The 19117-nt window shown below is 59.3% G+C and carries 18 protein-coding genes and 1 tRNA gene; 11 read left to right on the top strand and 8 right to left on the bottom strand.

Going from position 1 to position 19117, the window contains the following annotated elements:
* Position 1: 1 nt before the first annotated feature.
* Complete coding sequence (locus ACQZ5Y_RS22925) at positions 2 to 1339, top strand: sensor histidine kinase (RefSeq protein ID WP_174060205.1); 1338 nt, start codon at positions 2 to 4, stop codon at positions 1337 to 1339.
* A gap of 61 nt (positions 1340 to 1400) precedes the next feature.
* Here the strand turns inward: ACQZ5Y_RS22925 and ACQZ5Y_RS22920 are convergent, their stop codons facing one another.
* Entirely contained in the window at positions 1401 to 2705 is a 1305-nt protein-coding gene (locus tag ACQZ5Y_RS22920; protein ID WP_004431639.1) for an MFS transporter, read from the bottom strand.
* Positions 2706 to 2927: 222 nt separating this feature from the next.
* Here ACQZ5Y_RS22920 and ACQZ5Y_RS22915 point away from each other — a divergent pair, with 222 nt between their 5' ends.
* The 5 genes from ACQZ5Y_RS22915 (at position 2928) to ACQZ5Y_RS22895 (ending at position 8380) form a co-directional block, all read left to right on the top strand.
* Positions 2928 to 4043 carry an RHE_PE00001 family protein gene (locus ACQZ5Y_RS22915; RefSeq protein WP_174060204.1) on the top strand — a complete coding sequence of 372 codons (1116 nt, stop codon included), beginning with the start codon at positions 2928 to 2930 and terminating at the stop codon, positions 4041 to 4043.
* 257 nt (positions 4044 to 4300) lie between these two features.
* Positions 4301 to 4531, top strand: a complete 231-nt coding sequence (locus ACQZ5Y_RS22910; protein ID WP_004431634.1) for a helix-turn-helix domain-containing protein — start codon at positions 4301 to 4303, stop codon at positions 4529 to 4531.
* Positions 4532 to 4755: 224 nt separating this feature from the next.
* Complete coding sequence (locus tag ACQZ5Y_RS22905; protein WP_174060203.1) at positions 4756 to 6006, top strand: adenylate/guanylate cyclase domain-containing protein; 1251 nt, start codon at positions 4756 to 4758, stop codon at positions 6004 to 6006.
* Positions 6007 to 6238: 232 nt separating this feature from the next.
* The gene (iolG, locus tag ACQZ5Y_RS22900; protein ID WP_174060202.1) at positions 6239 to 7231 is read left to right on the top strand and encodes an inositol 2-dehydrogenase; all 993 of its coding nucleotides are present in this window, start codon (positions 6239 to 6241) and stop codon (positions 7229 to 7231) included.
* 264 nt (positions 7232 to 7495) lie between these two features.
* The gene (locus ACQZ5Y_RS22895; protein WP_174060201.1) at positions 7496 to 8380 is read left to right on the top strand and encodes a DMT family transporter; all 885 of its coding nucleotides are present in this window, start codon (positions 7496 to 7498) and stop codon (positions 8378 to 8380) included.
* Between the two features lie 23 nt (positions 8381 to 8403).
* On the opposite strand, the gene ACQZ5Y_RS22890 is transcribed toward ACQZ5Y_RS22895, so the two are convergent.
* Positions 8404 to 9459 (bottom strand): ornithine cyclodeaminase, encoded by a 1056-nt coding sequence (locus ACQZ5Y_RS22890; protein WP_065688790.1) that lies wholly within the window; start codon positions 9457 to 9459, stop codon positions 8404 to 8406.
* 13 nt (positions 9460 to 9472) lie between these two features.
* The gene (gene rocF / locus ACQZ5Y_RS22885) at positions 9473 to 10393 is read right to left on the bottom strand and encodes an arginase (RefSeq protein ID WP_174060200.1); all 921 of its coding nucleotides are present in this window, start codon (positions 10391 to 10393) and stop codon (positions 9473 to 9475) included.
* A gap of 132 nt (positions 10394 to 10525) precedes the next feature.
* On the opposite strand from rocF, the gene ACQZ5Y_RS22880 reads away from it, so the two are divergent.
* Both ACQZ5Y_RS22880 and ACQZ5Y_RS22875 read left to right on the top strand, forming a co-directional pair.
* Positions 10526 to 10963, top strand: coding sequence for an Lrp/AsnC family transcriptional regulator (locus tag ACQZ5Y_RS22880; RefSeq protein ID WP_004431612.1), 438 nt, complete (start codon positions 10526 to 10528; stop codon positions 10961 to 10963).
* Positions 10964 to 11086: 123 nt separating this feature from the next.
* Positions 11087 to 11160 (top strand) — tRNA-Gln (locus tag ACQZ5Y_RS22875).
* Positions 11161 to 11282: 122 nt separating this feature from the next.
* Here the strand turns inward: ACQZ5Y_RS22875 and ACQZ5Y_RS22870 are convergent.
* The 5 genes from ACQZ5Y_RS22870 to bioB are packed head-to-tail and all read right to left on the bottom strand — an operon-like array spanning position 11283 to position 16375.
* Positions 11283 to 12269 (bottom strand): beta-ketoacyl-ACP synthase III, encoded by a 987-nt coding sequence (locus tag ACQZ5Y_RS22870; protein WP_174060199.1) that lies wholly within the window; start codon positions 12267 to 12269, stop codon positions 11283 to 11285.
* A gap of 2 nt (positions 12270 to 12271) precedes the next feature.
* Entirely contained in the window at positions 12272 to 13585 is a 1314-nt protein-coding gene (locus tag ACQZ5Y_RS22865) for an adenosylmethionine--8-amino-7-oxononanoate transaminase (RefSeq protein WP_174060198.1), read from the bottom strand.
* On the bottom strand, positions 13582 to 14220 hold the full coding sequence (gene bioD / locus ACQZ5Y_RS22860) for a dethiobiotin synthase (RefSeq protein WP_004431604.1): 639 nt from the start codon (positions 14218 to 14220) through the stop codon (positions 13582 to 13584). The genes ACQZ5Y_RS22865 and bioD overlap by 4 nt, the downstream gene beginning before the upstream one ends.
* Positions 14217 to 15359 (bottom strand): 8-amino-7-oxononanoate synthase, encoded by a 1143-nt coding sequence (locus ACQZ5Y_RS22855; protein ID WP_149910714.1) that lies wholly within the window; start codon positions 15357 to 15359, stop codon positions 14217 to 14219. Before ACQZ5Y_RS22855 ends, bioD begins: the two co-directional genes overlap by 4 nt.
* The gene (bioB, locus tag ACQZ5Y_RS22850; RefSeq protein ID WP_065688784.1) at positions 15356 to 16375 is read right to left on the bottom strand and encodes a biotin synthase BioB; all 1020 of its coding nucleotides are present in this window, start codon (positions 16373 to 16375) and stop codon (positions 15356 to 15358) included. The genes ACQZ5Y_RS22855 and bioB overlap by 4 nt, the downstream gene beginning before the upstream one ends.
* A gap of 222 nt (positions 16376 to 16597) precedes the next feature.
* Here bioB and ACQZ5Y_RS22845 point away from each other — a divergent pair, with 222 nt between their 5' ends.
* From ACQZ5Y_RS22845 to ACQZ5Y_RS22835, 3 genes are all read left to right on the top strand, one after another.
* Positions 16598 to 17044, top strand: coding sequence for an acetyltransferase (locus tag ACQZ5Y_RS22845; RefSeq protein ID WP_174060197.1), 447 nt, complete (start codon positions 16598 to 16600; stop codon positions 17042 to 17044).
* Between the two features lie 105 nt (positions 17045 to 17149).
* Complete coding sequence (locus ACQZ5Y_RS22840; RefSeq protein WP_174060196.1) at positions 17150 to 18049, top strand: helix-turn-helix transcriptional regulator; 900 nt, start codon at positions 17150 to 17152, stop codon at positions 18047 to 18049.
* A 123-nt stretch (positions 18050 to 18172) separates the two neighbouring features.
* Complete coding sequence (locus tag ACQZ5Y_RS22835; protein WP_013762015.1) at positions 18173 to 19096, top strand: hypothetical protein; 924 nt, start codon at positions 18173 to 18175, stop codon at positions 19094 to 19096.
* The last annotated feature ends 21 nt before the right edge of the window (positions 19097 to 19117 follow it).

Raw genomic sequence — 19117 nt, 5'->3', positions numbered from 1 at the left:
AATGGCCAGACCAACCAGCATGACCCGCAAGCTCGTCACCGCGCTGACGAGCGTTGTCGCCATATCCTGGTTTATCGCCTGCGGGTTGGGCGTCATGGTGATGCAGGACGAGTTCGCTGAAATTTTCGACGCTGGCGTTGAGGAAACAGCCGAAAGACTGCTGCCACTGCTGGTGGACGATCTCAGGGAAAACAACACGGGCCCCGCCTCGCAAAAACTCAACCAGTCTGCACATGCGGCGGAATATCTGACCTATCAGGTTCGCGACCGGGAAGGACAGGTCGTCCTGCATTCGCATGACAGTTCGACCGAACCTTTCGAAGTCTCTCTCGACCCCGGTTTTTCTGAAACGGCGACCCAGCGCATCTACACGGTGGCGACACCGGACGGGAATTACTTCCTTCAGGTCGCAGATGCCTTCGCCAACCGGCGTGAGGCAATCGAGGAAGCCGGCACTGCAATTTTGCTGCCCGTTCTCATTCTTATCCCCGCCAGCATCTTTGCCGTTATCTTCGTGGTGCGCAAAACCCTGCAACCGATACAGACCTTGCGCGACGAGATCGGGAAAAAAGACGGCGGCAATCTCGCGCCGCTGGAAACCCTGCCGTTTCCGGCTGAACTTCACCCGATTGCCCGCTCGGTCAATCTGCTGCTGAGGCGGCTGCGATCGACAATCGAAGCGGAAAGGGAGTTTACCGCCAACAGCGCCCATGAATTGCGCACGCCGATTGCCGGCGCGCTGGCGCAGGCGCAGCGGCTGCACGCCGATATTCCGCCTGAACTTGCACCGCGCGTGGAAAATATCGAGAAAGCCCTGATGCATCTCGGCCATCTCGCCGAAAAACTGCTGCAGATGTCGCGCGCGGAAGCAAGGATCGGGGTAAGAGACACGGCGACCGACCTCATCCCCATTCTCGAGCTCATCATCGACGATATGAGCAGAACGGCGATCGGCACGTCCCGCATCCGCTTCACCAATCGCTGCGAAGGCGGCCTGAACTGCAAGCTGGGCACGGACGCCTTCGGCATCATCATCCGCAACCTTCTCGAAAACGCCCTGATCCACAGTCCGGCGGAAAGCCCGGTGCACATACTGGCCGAAGAGGACGGTACGATCCGCGTCGTCAATTCCGGCGCGGCGATCGACAAGGCGCTTCTTCCCAAACTGACGACGCGCTTTGTCCGAGGCCCGTCCAAGGCTGATGGCACCGGGCTTGGCCTCGCTATCGTCAGAAGCCTGATGGAACAGATTGGCGGCGAACTCGTGCTATCCTCCCCCGCACCCGGCAGACAGGACGGTTTTGAGGCCCGCATCGTGCTTCCGGTCGAAGACGCCTGAATGCGCTGAAAACAAAAAGCCCCGCCAGGGGCGGGGCTTTCGCTGGTATAATTGTGGCCGCTCAATCCTCGTGAATATGGCTATGGTCGCGCGTATCGCGCATCTTCACATAAACCACCAGCGACAGCGCAATCATGATTGTAACGTACCAGAAGAACCAGTTTTCGTGGCCGATCTGCTTGAACTTCAAGGCTACGAATTCTGCCGTTCCACCGAAAATCGTGTTCGCCAGCGCGTAGGGCAGAGCCACACCGAGCGCCCGGATGTGGGCGGGGAACATTTCCGCCTTCACCACCGCATTGATGGAAGTGTAGCCGGTGACGATCAACAGGCCGACCAGAACGAGAGCGAAAGCCATGATCGGGTCGGTTGTCGTCGCCAGCGTCGTGAAGATGAGATAGGTGAACAGCGTTCCAAGAATGCCGAAGCCGACCATCAGCGGCTTGCGACCCACCTTGTCCGACAGCGCACCGGCAATCGGCTGGCACAGCATGAAGACGAAGAGGGCTGCCGTGGTGATTTCGGTCGCGCTTTCCTTGCTGAAGCCGGAGGTATTGACGAGGAATTTCTGCAGATAGGTTGTGTAGGCGTAAAAGGCGAGCGTGCCGCCTGATGTCAGCGCCATGACCATCATCGCTTCCCGCGGATAATGCTTGAACAGCGCCCATCCGCTCGATTTCGGCTTGTCCGCGTTGCCCGCCTTGGCATTTTCAAAGGACTGCGTCTCGGCAAGGCCGCGACGGATGTAAAACACCGCAATTGCAAGAACGCCACCGATGAAGAAGGGAATGCGCCAGCCCCAAGCGCCGAGCTGCTCGGGTGTCAGAACCCGCTGCAGAACCAGCAACACCGCCAGCGCCAGAAGCTGGCCTGAAATCAGCGTTACATACTGGAAACTGGAGAAAAAGCCGCGACGATTCTTGCCGGCCATTTCGCTGAGATAGGTCGCGCTGGCGCCATATTCACCGCCGACACTGATGCCCTGCAGCAGGCGGGCAAACACCAGAATGGCAGGCGCTGCAATGCCGATCGTCTCATGGCCGGGTGTAATTGCGATCAACAGCGAGCCGAGGCACATCAAGGTAACGGACAAGGTCAGGCCGGCCTTGCGGCCCTTGCGGTCGGCATAGGTTCCCATGAACCAAGCACCGATGGGCCGCATCAGAAATCCGACGGCAAAAACGGCGGCCGCGCTCAGCAATTCAGCGGTCTGGTTTCCGGAAGGGAAAAACACCGGCGCGAAATAAAGGGTGAAGGCCGAATAAACGTACCAGTCGTACCATTCGACGAGGTTGCCCGCCGATCCGCCGATAATGGATTTCAAACGGGTTTTCTGATCCGGTGCCGTAGCGGGACCATTTGCCATAATATTCAAGGTAAACTCCAATTCATCTCGCCTGGAGGTGGAAGGGCGAACGGAAGGTGTGATAATTTGTCGCTCTCGGAGGGGGTATATACCCGCCATATTGCAATGCGCAAGTTTACGCCGCATCGCAGCATGGCAATGGCAGCGTCTACTCGCCATCTTCCGCGTCGGACCATTCTAATACGCCTTGTCACCCGGCCGTGCTCAAACTAAAAAATATCAATGATTTACGATACATCGGACATCCATATCGAAAAGCTTCTCATCCCAGCCGCGCGCGCCGGTGAAGCGCTGGCACGACTGGACGAGAGGATAAGCCGGTCGCCGATGAAACACGGCTTCATCGAAAGGCAGGACTTTACCGACGCGATTTCCTCCATGTGGGTGGATGGCGAACTCGTCCATATGGAAGATCTGGTCCTGCATGACGCCCATATGGATGTGCGGGCGCCAACCCATGAAATGACGGCGGCGCACCGGATCGTCCGCTCAAGGCGGCTGATTTTTTCAAACGCGCCAGGCTGGGCCTTCACTGCACCAGGCCTTTCCCGTCTGCGCGGAAGAATGGGAATTGCCGCCGACGCGACGGCATTTACCCCGGAAACGGTGGATCATTCCGGCAACGAAGAGTCTGATGCAGACGGCGAGACACCGCTGGACGGGGCCTTTTCCGAGCTGGACGCACTTCTGGCGCGAAGCGCCGCGACCTTGGACGCGATCACCGCCGGCACCACCCTTGCGCCGGTGACACATCGGGAAGAGGCCCATCCGATGATCAACGATCCCGACTGGGACGAGGAGGAAAGGCTGAAGGAATGGCGGCAGGTCCTTGGCCAGACGGAGGAGTTGCCCCCGATCCTGCGCACCGCAATCCTGCTGGATGCCTGGAATATGATCGAGGTTCTGCAACGCAGCCCCTGGCTCGGCAGGCTCATGGCCGCCGCTTTTCTGCGCGACGGGGCTGTCTCTCCCGACCACCTGCCGGCGCTCAGCGCTGGGCTTCGTGCCGTCCCGCGCGAGCGCCGGCACGCCAGAAACCAGACGCAACGCCTAGTCGCCCTTCTCGACAGCTTTTACGAGGCGGCGCTGGCCAGCATGAAGGAACATGACAGGCTGACCCACGCCAGAGAACGCATGATGCGCAAGCTGGCCGGCCGACGCTCGTCTTCGCGTCTTCCAGAGCTGGTGGAGCTTGTCGTCTCCCGGCCGGTGGTTTCGGCGGCCATGATAGTCAGGGAACTCGGCACCACGCCGCAGGGCGCGATAGGGCTCGCCAATCAACTGGAGTTGAGGGAGGTTACGGGCCGCGGCCGCTTCCGTGCCTGGGGCATGCTGTAGCACAAGCCGCCAGTCTTCATCCGCCTAAACCCCGGAAAAATAGTATTTTTCTCAACCCCTTGTTCCTGCGGTGAATCCCGCAGGAATCCTGCGATCACGAATCTTAACAAAATTTAACTATTGCGTAGGTGGATGAAGCGGCTATGTTCTCGCTGCGTTGCAACACGATTTTTCTCCGGTAACGCGGTCGCATTCGGCTCCGGCAACCTTTCTTTGCCATCCGCATTAAAGTGTCCACCATGAGGGAGATGCAAAAAATGACAATTTCAGTCTCACAACTCGATTCCGATCAAGAAACAGATGCTCCTTTCGCCCGAAAAGTCCTGATGGCGCGCAATCTCGCCGGATATACGGTCGATCAACTTGCCATCACCTGCGGCCTGACGGCCAATGAAATCCGCGCCCTGGAAGACGGCTCAGACAGCGATCCTCTGCGCATCAGGCGCGTTGCCGCCGCCCTGCATATTCCAGTCGAAACCGTTATCTAATCGTTCACAACGATCCGAACCAAATCTCAGCGCCGCCGGGGACGATGTTCACGCAACATCCGGGCGGCGCGCGTAACGGTTTGAACGCTACAAGTCTCTCCGGAACATTTTCCGCTCCGCTCTCTTAACATTTCCGTTATCCGGCACCACATGATGTCCGCACGGGACATGTTCGCCATGTGGCCCGCCTGCGCGAGAGCACCAATAATTTCCGGAATCCTGCCATGACACTCAGCCTTAACACCGAAGAACGGGTTTCTTCAGCATTGGATGAATTGTGGCCAACGGAGAAAACGGAAATTCTCGACTGGCTCGTCACCGGCACGAAGGACGAGCGCTTTATCGATGAGATATTCTTCGAGCTGTGTAGCAGGTTGCGCGAGAGTGGAATTTCCATAGCGCGGGGCGCACTTGCCTTCCGCATTCGTCACCCGCAATGGCTTGGCGCGCGCATCCTGTGGAAGGCCGGCATATCGTCGGCCGAGATCACCACCTATGGCTATGGGGCGGAGAGCTCGCCCGAATATCTGAACAGTCCCATCAACGACATCCATCAGGGCGCAACCGAAATCCGCCACCGGCTGACCGGCGACGAAATCGAGCCATCCGCTTATCCGATCTATGAGGAATTGCGCGCCGACGGGCTGACGGATTATTTCGCCTGGCCGATCGAGCATACGTTCGGCAAGCGCCATGTCGCCACTTTTTCCAGCGATCGGCCCGGTGGCTTTTTGGAAGCGGAAGTCCTTGCGTTGAAAAACCTGCTACCGGCGCTCGCGCTGGTCAGCGAAATTCGCCTGAAAAACCGCATGACGCGCACCCTGCTGGAGACCTATGTCGGGCCGCATGCGGGCGAAAAAATCCTCAATGGTGCAACGACGCGCGGCAGCGGCATAACGGTCGGCGCGGCGATCCTGATCTGCGACCTGCGCAACTTCACCCATATTTCCGACCTCTGGCCGCGCGATGATGTGATCGAGTTGCTGAACGGTTATTTCGACGCGATGTGCGATCCGATCGAGGAATTCGGTGGTGAAATCCTGAAATTCATGGGCGATGGGCTGCTGGCGATTTTCCCGCTCAGCGATCCGCAGGCTTGTGAAAACCTGCTGAAAGCCATTGCCAGCGCACAGAAAAGTCTCGTTGCCCTCAACGACATCAATTGCCAGAAAGGCCATGACCCTCTGGGTTACGGCATCGGCGTCCATGTCGGCGATGTCATGTATGGCAATATCGGCTCGAAAACCCGCCTCGATTTTACCGTCATCGGTCCGGCCGTAAACATCGCATCACGGCTTGAAACCCTGACCAAGGAAACCGGCCGCAACGTCCTGTTTTCCGAAGAATTTGTCCGTATGGCCGGACACGAGGATAAGCTGGACAATCTCGGCCCATGGCTTCTGCGCGGCCTTGAAACCCCGGTCGAGGTTTATGCGCTTCCCCAACAGGAGGTCGTCGCACCCTCTGTCAACTGACTGCCGGTGGGGACTTTGTTCCCGTTTCAACGCTTTCTCAACGCAGCGCTCACCCGTGCTGCGCAACCTCCCGAAGAGATCATTTCGGCTGCCCTGCCCGTCGTCAAAACGCTTGACACGCCTCCGATGTCGATCTAGCAAAATAGAACATATATTCCATATCGAAACATTGTTTGCGTTCATATTCTGTCTTTCCGGGAGTGGAAGACGGGTGTGAGGAACCGGAGGAAAGATGGTTACGAAATTGGCACTGCTCGGCGCTGGACGGATCGGCAAGGTCCACGCCAAGGCGATCACCACCGACAGCCGTGCGAAGCTGGTGGCCGTTGTGGACGCCGTTGCCGGTGCTGCGGAAGCAATCGCCCGCGAAGCGCAGTGCAAGGTCAGCACAATCGACGAGGTTCTGGCTGACAAGACGATCGACGCCGTCATCATCTGCACGCCGACCAACACCCATGCCGATCTGATCGAGCGTTTCGCCCGTGCCGGCAAGGCCATCTTCTGCGAAAAACCCGTCGATCTGGATGTGGCCCGTGCGGAAGCCTGCGCCAAGGTGGTTGAGGAAACCGGTGCAAAGGTGATGCTCGGTTTCAACCGGCGTTTCGATCCGCATTTTCAGGCCGCGCACAAGGCAATCGAGGATGGCCGCATCGGCAAGGTCGAAATGGTGACCATCACCAGCCGCGATCCCGGCCCGCCGCCAGCCGAATACATCAAGGTTTCCGGCGGCATTTTCCGTGACATGACTATTCATGATTTCGACATGGCGCGGTTCCTGCTCGGCGAGGAAGTGGAAAGCGTATTCGCCACCGGTTCCGTTCTCGTCAATCCGGAGATCGGTGCACTCGGCGATTTCGATAGCGCCAGCATCATTCTGACGACGAAAAGCGGCAGGCAAGCCAGCATTTCGAATTCGCGACGCGCGACCTATGGGTATGACCAGCGTATCGAAGTGCATGGTTCGCTCGGTTCGGCTGCGGCCGAGAACCAGCGGCCGGTCTCCATCGAGATCGCCAATGCTGAGGGCTACACCCGCCCGCCGCTGCATGATTTCTTCATGACGCGTTATACGGCGGCCTACGCGGCGGAAATTACCGCTTTCATCGATTGCATCGAAAACAATGTGGCTCCGTCACCCTCCATCAAGGATGGGCTGATCGCATTGAAACTGGCCGACGCTGCGCTGAAATCCGTCACCTCGAAGGCGGCCGTGATGATCGGCTGATCGACGCAGAAATCACTCCGTAACCGACATCCTGTCCGCGGTGCGTTAACGCATGGCGGACAGGAAAACAGCTATTCGCAAAGCTTTCGCCAGCATAGGCGCCACCCGTGAACTTGACCGGGCAGAGGCAGTCTTCGGACTTGCATGGCAGCTATTCGGAAAATAAGGTTGTCTGACAAGATACGGCCAGACCATATGGCTGCTATTCACCTTATTCACGCCGAATCCTCTTTTTGCCGGCAACAGCCGGACAGTGGTTTATTTATGCCATCACCCAAGACCGGTTATCTTTATGCGCTCATAGCATTCACGATCTTTGCAGCGCAGGATGGCATATCCAAACATCTTGGCAGTTCTTATCCGCCCGTCTTCGTCGCAATGCTTCGATACTGGGCCTTCGCCGTCTTCGTTTTGTTGATGGCTGCAAGGTCCTCTGGCGGCATTCGGGGCGCTGTCATGGCAAACCGTCCGTGGCTGCAGATCAGCCGCGGCGTCCTTCTTGCCGTGCAGATTGTTTTTTCCATTTTCTCCTTCGCCGTTGTCGGGCTGGCGCACAGCCACTCCATCCTCGCTTCGGCGCCGCTGATCGTCGCCGCACTGTCCGTGCCGTTGCTTGGCGAACATGTGGGCTGGCGGCGCTGGTGCGCCATTTTTGTCGGCTTCATCGGCGTTCTCGTCATTCTGAAACCTGATGGCGAAGGGTTCGACAACCGCCTGCTGATCACTTTCATCGCCGCCTTCATGCTTGCGCTCTACAGCGTCCTGACCCGCCTTGGCAGCAAGAGCGATTCAGCGATGACGAGCTTCTTTTATACCGGCGTGGCCGGTGCGGCAGCACTGACGCTGGTGGGTCCGTTTTATTGGGTTAGCCTCGCACCCCAGGATTGGGGCTGGATGCTGGCGCTGTGCATTACCGGCATGAGCGGCCATTATTGCCTGATCAAGGCATTCGAGCTGGCGGATGCGGCCTCCGTGCAGCCGTTTTCCTATTACCAGCTCGTGCTCGTCTCCATCATCGGCGTCACCATCTATGGCGAGGTCGTGACATCCAACATGGTTCTGGGTGCTGCAATCGTGATCGCCGCCGGTCTCTTCACCATCTGGCGGGAACATGCCGTTGCCCGCAGGGAACGCAGGCGGGCTGGCTGACGTCATTCCGGTTGAACGTCCTCTCAGGCGAGAGCCGCCTCGCAGCGCAACAGCATTCCAAACAGGTCGCGCGGCTCATCCGGATCGGCCAGCAGATCCAGTTCCGTATAAAGCCCGGTGGCGGCCAGTTTCGAGCGCACATAACGCAGCGCCGAAAAATCCTCGGTCGCGAAACCAACGCTGTCGAACAGCGTGATCTGCCTGTCGTTTACCCGTCCCTGCTTTTGACCGGCAATGACCTGCCATAGTTCTGTGACAGGGTAGTCCGCTGGCAATTGCTGGATTTCACCTTCGATGCGGGTCTGCGGCGGGTATTCGACAAAAATGTCCGACCGCAGCAGAATGTCCCGGTGCAGTTCCGTCTTGCCAGGACAATCGCCGCCGACGGCATTGATGTGAATGCCAGGACCAACCATGTTGTCGGTCAGGATCGTCGCATATTGCTTGTCAGCCGTGACGGTGGTGATGATATCAGCACCTTCCACCGCGCCCTGCGCACTATCGCAAATTTCGATGGTAAAGCCCTGCCCGGCAAGATTGCGGGCGCATTTTTCGCTGGCGGTCCGGTCGATATCGAAAAGCCGCACCGTGTCGATGCCGAGAATGGCCTTGAAGGCCCGCGCCTGGAACTCGCTCTGCGCGCCATTGCCGATGATGGCCATCGAGCGGGCATTTTTGCGGGCTAGGTGTTTTGCAGCGACAGCCGAAGTAGCAGCGGTGCGCAGCGCCGTCAGAATGGTCATTTCGGTCAGGAGCAGCGGATAGCCGTTGCCGACATCGGAAAGCACCCCAAAGGCGGTCACCGTCTGGCGGCCCTCCTTCATGTTTTTCGGATGGCCGTTCACATATTTGAAGCCATACAGCGTTCCATCACTGGTCGGCATCAGCTCGATGACGCCCTCTTGGGAATGCGATGCGATGCGTGGCGTCTTGTCGAAACTTTCCCAGCGGCGGAAATCCTCTTCCACCACGTCGGCCAGCTCGCGCAGAAACGTATCGATCCCCACGCGCAGCACGAGTTTCATCATATGATCGACGCTGACGAAAGGTACGATATTAAGGTTCGGTATAATCGTCATTGCATCATCCCCCTCAGCCGGCCCGCGTCGGGCGGTCCATAACCCGCTTGCCCATCAGGCTGGCAGCCAGGTCGACCATCAGCGTCGCCGTCCTGCCGCGCTCATCGAGAAACGGGTTAAGCTCCACGAGATCGAGACTGCACACAAGCCCGCTATCATGCAGCATCTCCATCACCAGATGCGCCTCACGGAACGTCGCCCCACCCGGAACCGTGGTGCCGACCGCAGGCGCGATAGACGGTTCCAGGAAATCGACATCGAGACTGACATGCAACAGGCCGTTTGCCGCCTGCACCCGCGCAAGGAATGCGCGCAGCAGAACCGCGACACCATGTTCGTCTATCGAGCGCATGTCGTGAACGGTGATGCCGCTGTCTTCCAGTGCGGCTCTCTCGGCTGGATCGACGCTGCGGATGCCGATCATGCCGATATTTTCCTCAGGAACCGCATGGGAGAGCGGCGGAAAGTAACCCGAAAATCCGTCGCGACCACTGAAATAGGCGACCGGCGTGCCATGCAGGTTGCCGCTGCGCGTCGTTTCAAGCGTGTGGTAATCGGTATGGGCATCGAGCCAGAGCACGAAAAACGGCCGGCCACTCTCCGCCACCCGCCGCGCCATGCCGGCGACGGTGCCCGCGGAAATTGCGTGGTCGCCGCCAAGAAAGATCGGCACGGCGCCAGCACTTTCTCGATAGGCGGCCTCCGTCAGCGCCTCGGTCCAGGCCACCGTCTCAGCGAGATGATGCACCGCCGGATTGGGGTGGTTAAACTCCCTCAGCGGCGCCGGCGTCACATTGCCGGTATCCACCACCCGATGGCCCAAATCTTCGAGCGCCCGCGTGAGACCGGCGATGCGATACGCACTCGGCCCCATCTCACACCCCAATTGCCCGGCTCCGATTTGCAACGGCGCACCGATCAGCCTGATATCCATTTGAGCCCTCGCTTTTATAAACCGATAACCTCACTAAACCACACAGACATGGCGGAATGAACATCGAATATTGGCAATATTATCGAAATAGGCTATCGATTTGGTCAAATCTATTTATCAGAATGGATACCAATGGATGATCTCGACGAACGGCTCGTGACCCTTTTGAGGCATAACGGCAGACGCAGCATTTCTGATCTGGCGATCGAGACGGAAACCTCGCGCGCAACGGTACGCTCACGCATCGAAAAAATGGAAAATGACGGCACTATAATCGGTTACACCGTCATCCTGCGTGCCGATGCGGTGGAGGCGGCGATCCGCGGCATCATGATGATCGAGATTGAAGGCCATGTGACGGACCGCGTCATCCGCACGCTCGGCGGTTTCCCGGAAATATCCGAAATTCACAGCACGAACGGCCGCTGGGACCTGATCGTAGAACTTAACGCCGCCACTCTCAGCGATTTCGACGCGGTGCTCCGCCGTATCCGCCTTGTCCCTGGCATTACCGGCAGCGAGACCAGCCTTCTGCTCTCCACCCCACGCTCCACCCGTGCGCGGCTCTGACGCAGGAGACAGACGCAAAAGAGCGACGAAAACGCATTTTTCGATTTTTTCGACTTGCGCCTCGCAAGAAATCATCTATATGACGACCCACCAAAGCGAACGCGGTAACCCGCTTCAGGCTTTTGGGGAATAGTTCAATGGTAGAACGACGGACTCTGACTCCGTTAATCTTGGTTCGAGTCCAGGTTCCCCAGCCAAATTTCTCCAAACAAAATCAAACTGTTTCGAGCACTTGAGCTGCATCACCGCGCTCTGCCTATATCTGCCGACGTTGTACGCGCGGCTCGATCCGACTCAGACATTTCCGTATCCAGCTGGCCTAGCCTCGATACACCACCGCCCCCCCAGTCATCCCCGCCCCTGCCGCCGTCAATAACAGCGTTTCACCCTCCGCGATGGGCCGCTCAGCATTGGAAACGGAAAGCGAAAGCGGAATAGTGGCGGCAGAAGAGTTGCCGAAGGTTTCGACTGTACGTACCGTCTTTTGCCGGTCGATGCCGATATTGCCGCAGACGGCATCGAACATGCGGGCATTGGCCTGATGCGGCACGAACCGCTGGATATCGGTGGCCGTCATTTCTGCGCGTTGCAGAGCGCGCTGTGAGGTCTGCGTCATTGTTGCGACGGCACGGGAAAAGACCTCGCGGCCGTCCCGCATCGTCATCAGGGTATCTTCAGCCTCTGTATCAATGGAAAAAGGCTGGCTGCTGCCGCCCGCCGCGATCTGGATCAGGTCGTAACCGCTCCCATCCGAAACGAGATCGGCAGACAAAAGGCCGCGCTGCGCATCCCGGCAGGGGACAAGCACGACGGCGCCGGCAGCATCGGCGAACAGAACCGCAGTTGCCCTTTCCGCCGGATTGATACGACGGCTTAAGATATTGGCGGCAACAACAAGCACCGCGCGGCCGTGCGTGCGGACAAAACCATCCGCAAGAGTGAGCGCATAGAGAAAACCGGAACAGGCCCCGGCAAGATCGATCGCCCCGGATTGTGTGAGGCCCAACCGGTGCGCAAGCAGCGGGGCCGAAGGCGGCAAAAGATGGTCTGGCGTGGACGTCGCAAGCAATGTCAGTGCGATATCCTCGGCGCCAATTCTCGCGTTTTCCAGTGCCATGCGGCCGGCCTTTTCGGCAAGGCCGCTTAGCGTCTCGCCCTCTTGCGCCCAATAACGTGTGCGGATCCCCGTCCGACGCTCTATCCAGCCAGCCTCCAGCCCAAGACGCGTCTCAATCTCCGCGTTGCGGACACATCGCACTGGCACGGCATGCCCGAAGCCAGCCATGCGGGAAGAACGGGTCTGCATTGTCAGGCCTTTCGGAGACGGTTTTTGATCGCGGCCGCGCCGGGTTCTCCCAGAGCGGCTTCAGTCACGATCGAGGCGACTTCGTCCATGGCGTCAAAGGCACGGGTGAGGTCTTGCGCCGTCGAACAATAGGGCGGCATCAGATAGAGCACATTGCCGAGCGGGCGGATGATGAGCCCGCGCTCGCGGAACAATTGCCGCATGCGTGGCCCCGCCTCCGCGAGATAACCGCCGGAGGGCACGACGAGGTCAAGCGCTGCGATCGCTCCAATCTGGCGTATGTTGGTGAAGCGCCTGTCATCCGCAAATCGCCCGAGATTGTCGCGCAGCACTTCTTGCAGTTGACCGATGCGCTGCACCACTGGCTCATCGCGCCAAACCTGCAGATTGGCGACAGCGGCAGCGCAGGCAATCGGATTGGCGGTGTAGGAACTCGAATGGAAAAAGGTCTTGCGGCGATCGGTCGAGAAGTGCGCGTCGAAGATTTCGCCACTGCACAAGGTCGCTGCCAACGGCAGGGAGCCGCCGGTCAGCCCCTTGGAGGTGCACAGAATATCCGGTGAAACTCCCGCCTGCTCGCAGGCGAACATGGTTCCTGTCCGGCCCCAGCCCGTCATCACCTCGTCGGCGATGACAAGGCAACCGTAGCGTTCGGCAATTTGTTTCAGTCCGGCGAGCACCTCCGCTCGGTAAATCTTCATGCCACCGGCACCGAGAATAAGCGGCTCGATCAGCAAGGCGGCGACTCGGCCCGAACGACAAAAGCTCTCGAACATGTCGAGCGTCTCCTGCTCACAATCCGCTTCTGGAAAAGCAAGCCGGTCGACGCCGAATAGCAGTGGTTCATACGCAGCATTGAACACGCCGCGTTCGCCCGTCGACATGGCGCCGATCGTATCACCGTGGTAGCCGTGCTCCATGACCACGATGCGATCTCGCTTTTCACCGCAATTGTGAAAATAACCGAGCGCCATTTTCAGCGCCACTTCCACCGAGGTCGAACCGCTATCGGAATAAAACACATGTTCCAAGCCGGCAGGCGCGAGTTCGATCAGCCCTTTGGCCAGCGTTTCGGCCGGCTCGTGCGAAAACTCGGCGAAAATGATCTGGTCGAAGGTCTCGATCGCTGCGCGGATGGCGGACATGATTGCCGGGTGCCGGTGGCCGTGAGTGATGACCCACCAGGATGAAATTGCATCGAACAACCGCTGGCCATCCTCATCGACCAGATAGGAGCCCTCCGCCGAGACGATGCGTTTCATCGGCGGTTCCAGCCCGTGCTGGGTGAAAGGATGCCAGACGCGGGAACGGCTCATGCCGGCACCTCCAGGAAATCAGCGAGATCGAATTGTTGAGCGAATGCGTGGTGCAGCGCCTCGGCAGTCATCTCCGGTATGCGAGGCAAGCGGCCAAGCGAGCGAACTCGGCCGATATCGGCGATAATGCGCTGATTTTCCCGGTTCTCATCACCGATGAAGACCACGCCGTGCACCGGAATGGCTCTCAGCCGCAGCGCCTCGAGCGACAGCAGCGTGTGGTTGATGGTGCCGAGTGAGGTTCTGGCGCACAGGATCAGCGGAATTCGCCAGCGGGCGAAAATATCGACAAACAGCAATGTGTCGGTCAGCGGCACCAGCAGGCCGCCCGCCCCTTCGATCACCAGCGGCCCATCCGTTTCCGGCGGCAGCAAAAGCTCGGGCTCGATCGTGACATTGTCGAGGCGGGCCGAAAGATGCGGTGAGGCCGGCATTTTCAGGCGATAGGCCTCCGGCAGGATGCGCGTGCGCGGCACGCCACCCATCCGCTCCACCACCTCGCTGTCGGTCTCTTCCTCGAGCCCGGATTGCACCGGCTTCCAGTAATGGGCTTGCAATGCGTGAGTAAGCGCCGCAGAAAAAACCGTCTTACCGATACCCGTATCGGTGCCCGAGACGATGAAACGAAGGCTCATCGTTCCTCCTCCATGGCGAGGGCGAGCAGCCCGACCATATCGGCGATCTGGCTTTCCTCGACATTGAGCGTGATGGCTATGCGCAGGCGTGCCGTGCCTTCCGGCACCGTTGGCGGGCGGATAGCGCGCACGTCGAAGCCGCCGTCTCGCATACGCGTGGCGATCTTCAGTGCACGCGCATTGTCACCAATCATCACCGGCAATATCTGCGAGCCGCCGGGCGTCACGCCCAGCCGGGATCGTAATTGTTCGCTGGCCAAATTTATCAGTTCTTCCAGACGGATGCGCCGCCAGGGCTCGTCGGCGACGATCCGCAAGGCCTCCCGCACAGCCGCCGCCATCAGCGGTGACGGCGCGGTCGAATAGATGAAACCGCGGGCGCGGTTAGTAAGGTAATCGGCAAGAACCGCAGGCAGACTGATAAGCGCGCCGGAAAGACCAAGCGCCTTGCCGCAGGTGTGCAGCGCCACGACATTACCCCGACCTTCCAGTTCAGCGGCCAGGCCGCGCCCGCCCGGCCCGAACACGCCGGTGGCATGCGCCTCATCGACGACGAGAAAGCCGCCATGTCGCCCGGCGAGGTCGGCAAGGGCCGCAACCGGCGCCCGGTCACCATCCATGGAATAGAGGCTCTCCACCGCGATCCACGGGCGACCTTTGCCGCCCGCCTGCCGCCATCGGTTTATTTCCCGTTCGAATGCCTCAACCTGATTATGCGGCACAGCGACCGCCTTCGCCTTGCCGGCGGCAATGCCGTCATGCACGCTGGCATGGATCAGCGCATCGTAGAGAACGAGGTCGTCCCGCAGCGGCAGTGCGGAAAAAAGTGCGACATTGGCGGCAAATCCGCTACCGAAATAGATCGCCCTCTCAGCGCCGAAAAATACCGCCGCCTCCGTTTCAAGCGCCTCATGTTCGGGATGGTTGCCACGAAGCAGCCGCGAACCACCTGCACCCACAGGCACGCCCCTCTCGATTGCGTCAGTGATCGCCGCCTTCAGCCGGGGTGCATCGGCAAGCCCGAGATAGTCGTTGGAGGTGAAGTCGATACCCTGCCGGGGCGCTAGCGCCCGCAGGCGCGACTTGCGGTGCAGACCGGCAAGCTTCAGCTCATAGGCGGAGAGCGCCGACGAATTCACCGGGTCTCTCCCGCTTCCGCCGTTTGCAACGCCATCGGCTTCAGGCCCAGCCGCCGGAACAGCGCCGTATCGTGATCTTCCCCCGGATTATCCGCCGTCAGCAGCGTCTCGCCGACGAAGATGGAATTCGCCCCGGCCAGAAAACAGAGCGCCTGCATCTCATCACTCATTTCGGTACGTCCGGCGGAAAGCCTCACATGCGAACGGGGCATGAGGATGCGCGCAAGCGCAATGGTGCGGACGAAGTCGATCGGATCAACCGGAGCGGCCTTGGCAAGCTTCGAGCCGGGGATCGGGATCAGCATGTTGATCGGCACGCTTTCCGGCGGAACCGGCAGATTAGCAAGGGTTACCAGCATGGAAATACGGTCCTCGACCGTTTCTCCCATGCCGAGAATGCCGCCGGCGCAGACCTTCATGCCGGCATCACGAACATTGGCAAGCGTTTCCAGCCGATCTTCGAAGGTGCGGGTTGTGATGATCTCCGAATAGAACCGCTCCGACGTATCGACATTGTGATTGTAGTAATCTAGCCCGGCGTGAGCGAGACGTTCGGATTGTTCCGGCGTCAGCATGCCGAGCGTCATGCAGGTTTCCATGCCGAGCGCCTTGACGCCTTCGACCATGGCCACCACCGCCTCCATGTCGCGCTCCTTAGGGTTGCGCCACGCCGCCCCCATGCAATAGCGCGTCGCCCCGCCCTCTTTCGCCTTGCGCGCCTCCGCCAGCACTCGCTCCACCTCCATGAGTTTGGAAGCCTTCAGACCTGTTGGATTGCGGGCGGACTGGCTGCAATAACCACAATCCTCCGGGCAGCCGCCGGTCTTGATCGATAAAAGCCGGCTCATCTGGATGGCGTTGGCATCGAAATGGCGACGGTGCACCTGCTGTGCCCGGAACAGGAGGTCATTAAATGGTAAATTATAGATAATTTTTGCTTCTTCGAGTGAAGGATCCGCTTTGATTGACGGAATCTGCGCCTGATTTTGTTCAATTTCCGTGATAATCTGATTCATCCGACGATCTTTCCTTCAAATAAATAGATAGAACTTATTTTTATCTATTTTTTTATCGGACCCTTTTGCAAGGACTTTTTTCGAGAAAAACGTCAGGCACCGGAGATCGAAGAAATATGCGGGATAAGACTGCGGCGTTTGGCTGCGGGGATTTAGCGAATGGGAAAACGCCTTGCGAAAAGACCCATGGCGCAAAAACGCCGCAATTGCTAAGGGTGAGGCATGATCACATTTCGTCCCGCCAACGCTCGCGACACGGCCCGCATCCTTGAAATATGGCGTAAGGCCGTAGACGCTACCCATGATTTTCTTCACAGAGCGGATCGCGCCGCAATCGAGGAAGAAGTGACGGCTTTTCTTCCCGAGGCCGCTTTGATGCTCGCCGTCGATGCGTCGGATAAGCCTCTCGGGTTCATGTTTTTGCATGAAGGGCACATGGAAGCGCTTTTCATCGATCCGGATTATCACGGCAGAGGCATCGGCAAGGCGCTCGTGCAGGCAGCGCTTGCCGCACACCCCGCGCTGACCACCGATGTCAACGAACGGAATACACAGGCCATGGGCTTTTATCGCCGGCTCGGTTTCAAGCCGACGGGACGCTCCGACCTCGACGGGCAGGGACGGCCCTATCCGCTCGTCCATCTTGGGTTTCGCGCAACCGAACAATAAGCCGCGGGGACATGGCTCATCTGGGGGGAGCAAGCCACGAACACCATCATCCGTTTCGCAACCGAGGATTTTCAGCCCGAGCACCGCTTCGACCAATGGCGCGAAGTGCGCGGCAAAAGCCTGTTTGGCGTAACGATCGAGCTTGCGCCGGATCGCCGCCAGGCCTTCAGCGGGTCGTTTCAGGCGCGCTCTGTTGCAGGCGCCGTCGTAAGCGAAATGCGCGCTTCCTCTTACCGGGTCAACCGCACGGAAGCCGATATTGCCCGCATTGCCGGCGACAGCCTCTGCATTGGCTTGCAGGTAAAGGGTTCGGGGTTGCTGCATGCCGGTCGAGACAGGATCCATGCCGTTAGCGGCGGTGATTTCACCATCAACTATTCGGACTTGCCCTATGACGCGATACCGGGCGGTGAGGCGGATTTTCACTACAAGATGCTCAAGATCCCTGTCGATGACGAAGTCATGCTTGGCCGACCGGCCGATGACCTGTTCGCCACGCGTTACGCCGACAAGACCGCCTTCTCCCGGCCGTTCCGGGCGCTCTTCAACGCGCTGAACGCCGAACGCGGCAGGCTCATCGATCCCGTGCGCGATGTGACGCATATCGCTCGATTAGCCATGACGGCGCGTGGACGGCTTTCGCCTGCAATGCCGGAAGTGCGCGCCGCACTCCGCACCGGGCTTTGTTATGCGGCCCAGGACATCATGATGCGCAAAAAGTCCTGGCAGAACCTCACGCCTGCCGCAGTGGCAAAGGAACTGGGCATTTCACTTCGGCAACTGCACGTCGTTTTCGAAGGCGCGGAGCTGTCTTTTTCCCGCACGCTCGCCTCCATGCGGATCGAGGAAGCGCGACGCCTGCTGCTGGAATCTCCCGCCCTGACAATCACGCAGGTCGCGTATGGCAGCGGCTTCGACAGTCTTCCAACCTTTTACCGGGTGTTCAGCAGCACCTATGGCATGACGCCCGGCGAAGCCCGCGCCACGGGCATGCCGACGGCCTAAAAGTGTCACCTCTGCGCGCAATGAGAAGACGCCTCATCCCGACCCCTGTAAGGCCGATGGATCATCCAATCCTCATTACACTCCGCAAGGAGGGTGGTGCCGGCAATTCGAGGAGCGCTGCCCATGACCAATTTTTTCGATTTCGCGATCTCCGGGTTGCCGGACGCCTCCGCCGTTGGCCGCAGGCTACCACCCAGCGAAATCGACCGGTTGCTTCAAACGGGTGCTTTCGCGGCAGCACTACGGCTGCTGGCGGGAAGTTTCATCACCCTCTACGAAGGTTCGCCCGACATGACCGCGCTTTTCGCCACGCGCCAGAGCCGGCTTCTTTGCCACGCGCTGTTGGCGCTCTATTTTCAAAAGCGCAAGACCGGAACGGACGAACCCGCCCTGACGCGGGAAGATTTCGGCCAACTCGCGCTCCAACACGGCATTGCCAGCCATGATGTCGCCTATGCCTTCTTCAAAGAGGCGCTGAAACGCGGCCTGACAAGACCGGCGCACCAAGCCGGCGAAAAGCCGGCCGATGGCGTGGTGCCTTCACCGTCCACCCTGGCGATGCTTGCCCAATGGTACGACGTGCATTTTCAGGCGCTGGACCTCATCGATGAGGGGTTCAGAGCCTCTCGGTTTATCGAGCGATCCGAAACCATGCTCGCACACATCCATCCGCGCGTGGCGCAGGCGCTGCTGTCCAATCCGGAAGTGCGCTGCCCGGGCCCGCTTTCCATCATCTTCAACTGGTTCGACGCGGGCGGGCTGCTGATGGACCGCCTGATCGCCGGGATCGACTGGGAAAAGCCGACAGAACAGGGCAGACACCTGACGGATGTGAAAACACCATCGCAACTGGCGGCATCGCTCTCCCTTTCCCGAATCCATGTCAGGCGCAAGCTTGACGCGGCCGAACTGATCGGCGGCATCGGCTGGAGCGGACGGAAGGGGCGTTCCGCTCTCTGGATATCCCAGGGCTTTTACGAGGAATATGCCCGCATGCAGGCGCGTAAACTCCTCATTCTCGACGATGCCTTTATGGAGACAGTGTGAGGTTTAAGAACCGGCAGACGT

The organism is Agrobacterium sp. A3-95 (genome assembly GCF_053521785.1).
Note: the sequence above shows the minus strand (reverse complement) of the source record. Positions and strands in the feature narration are given on the sequence as shown.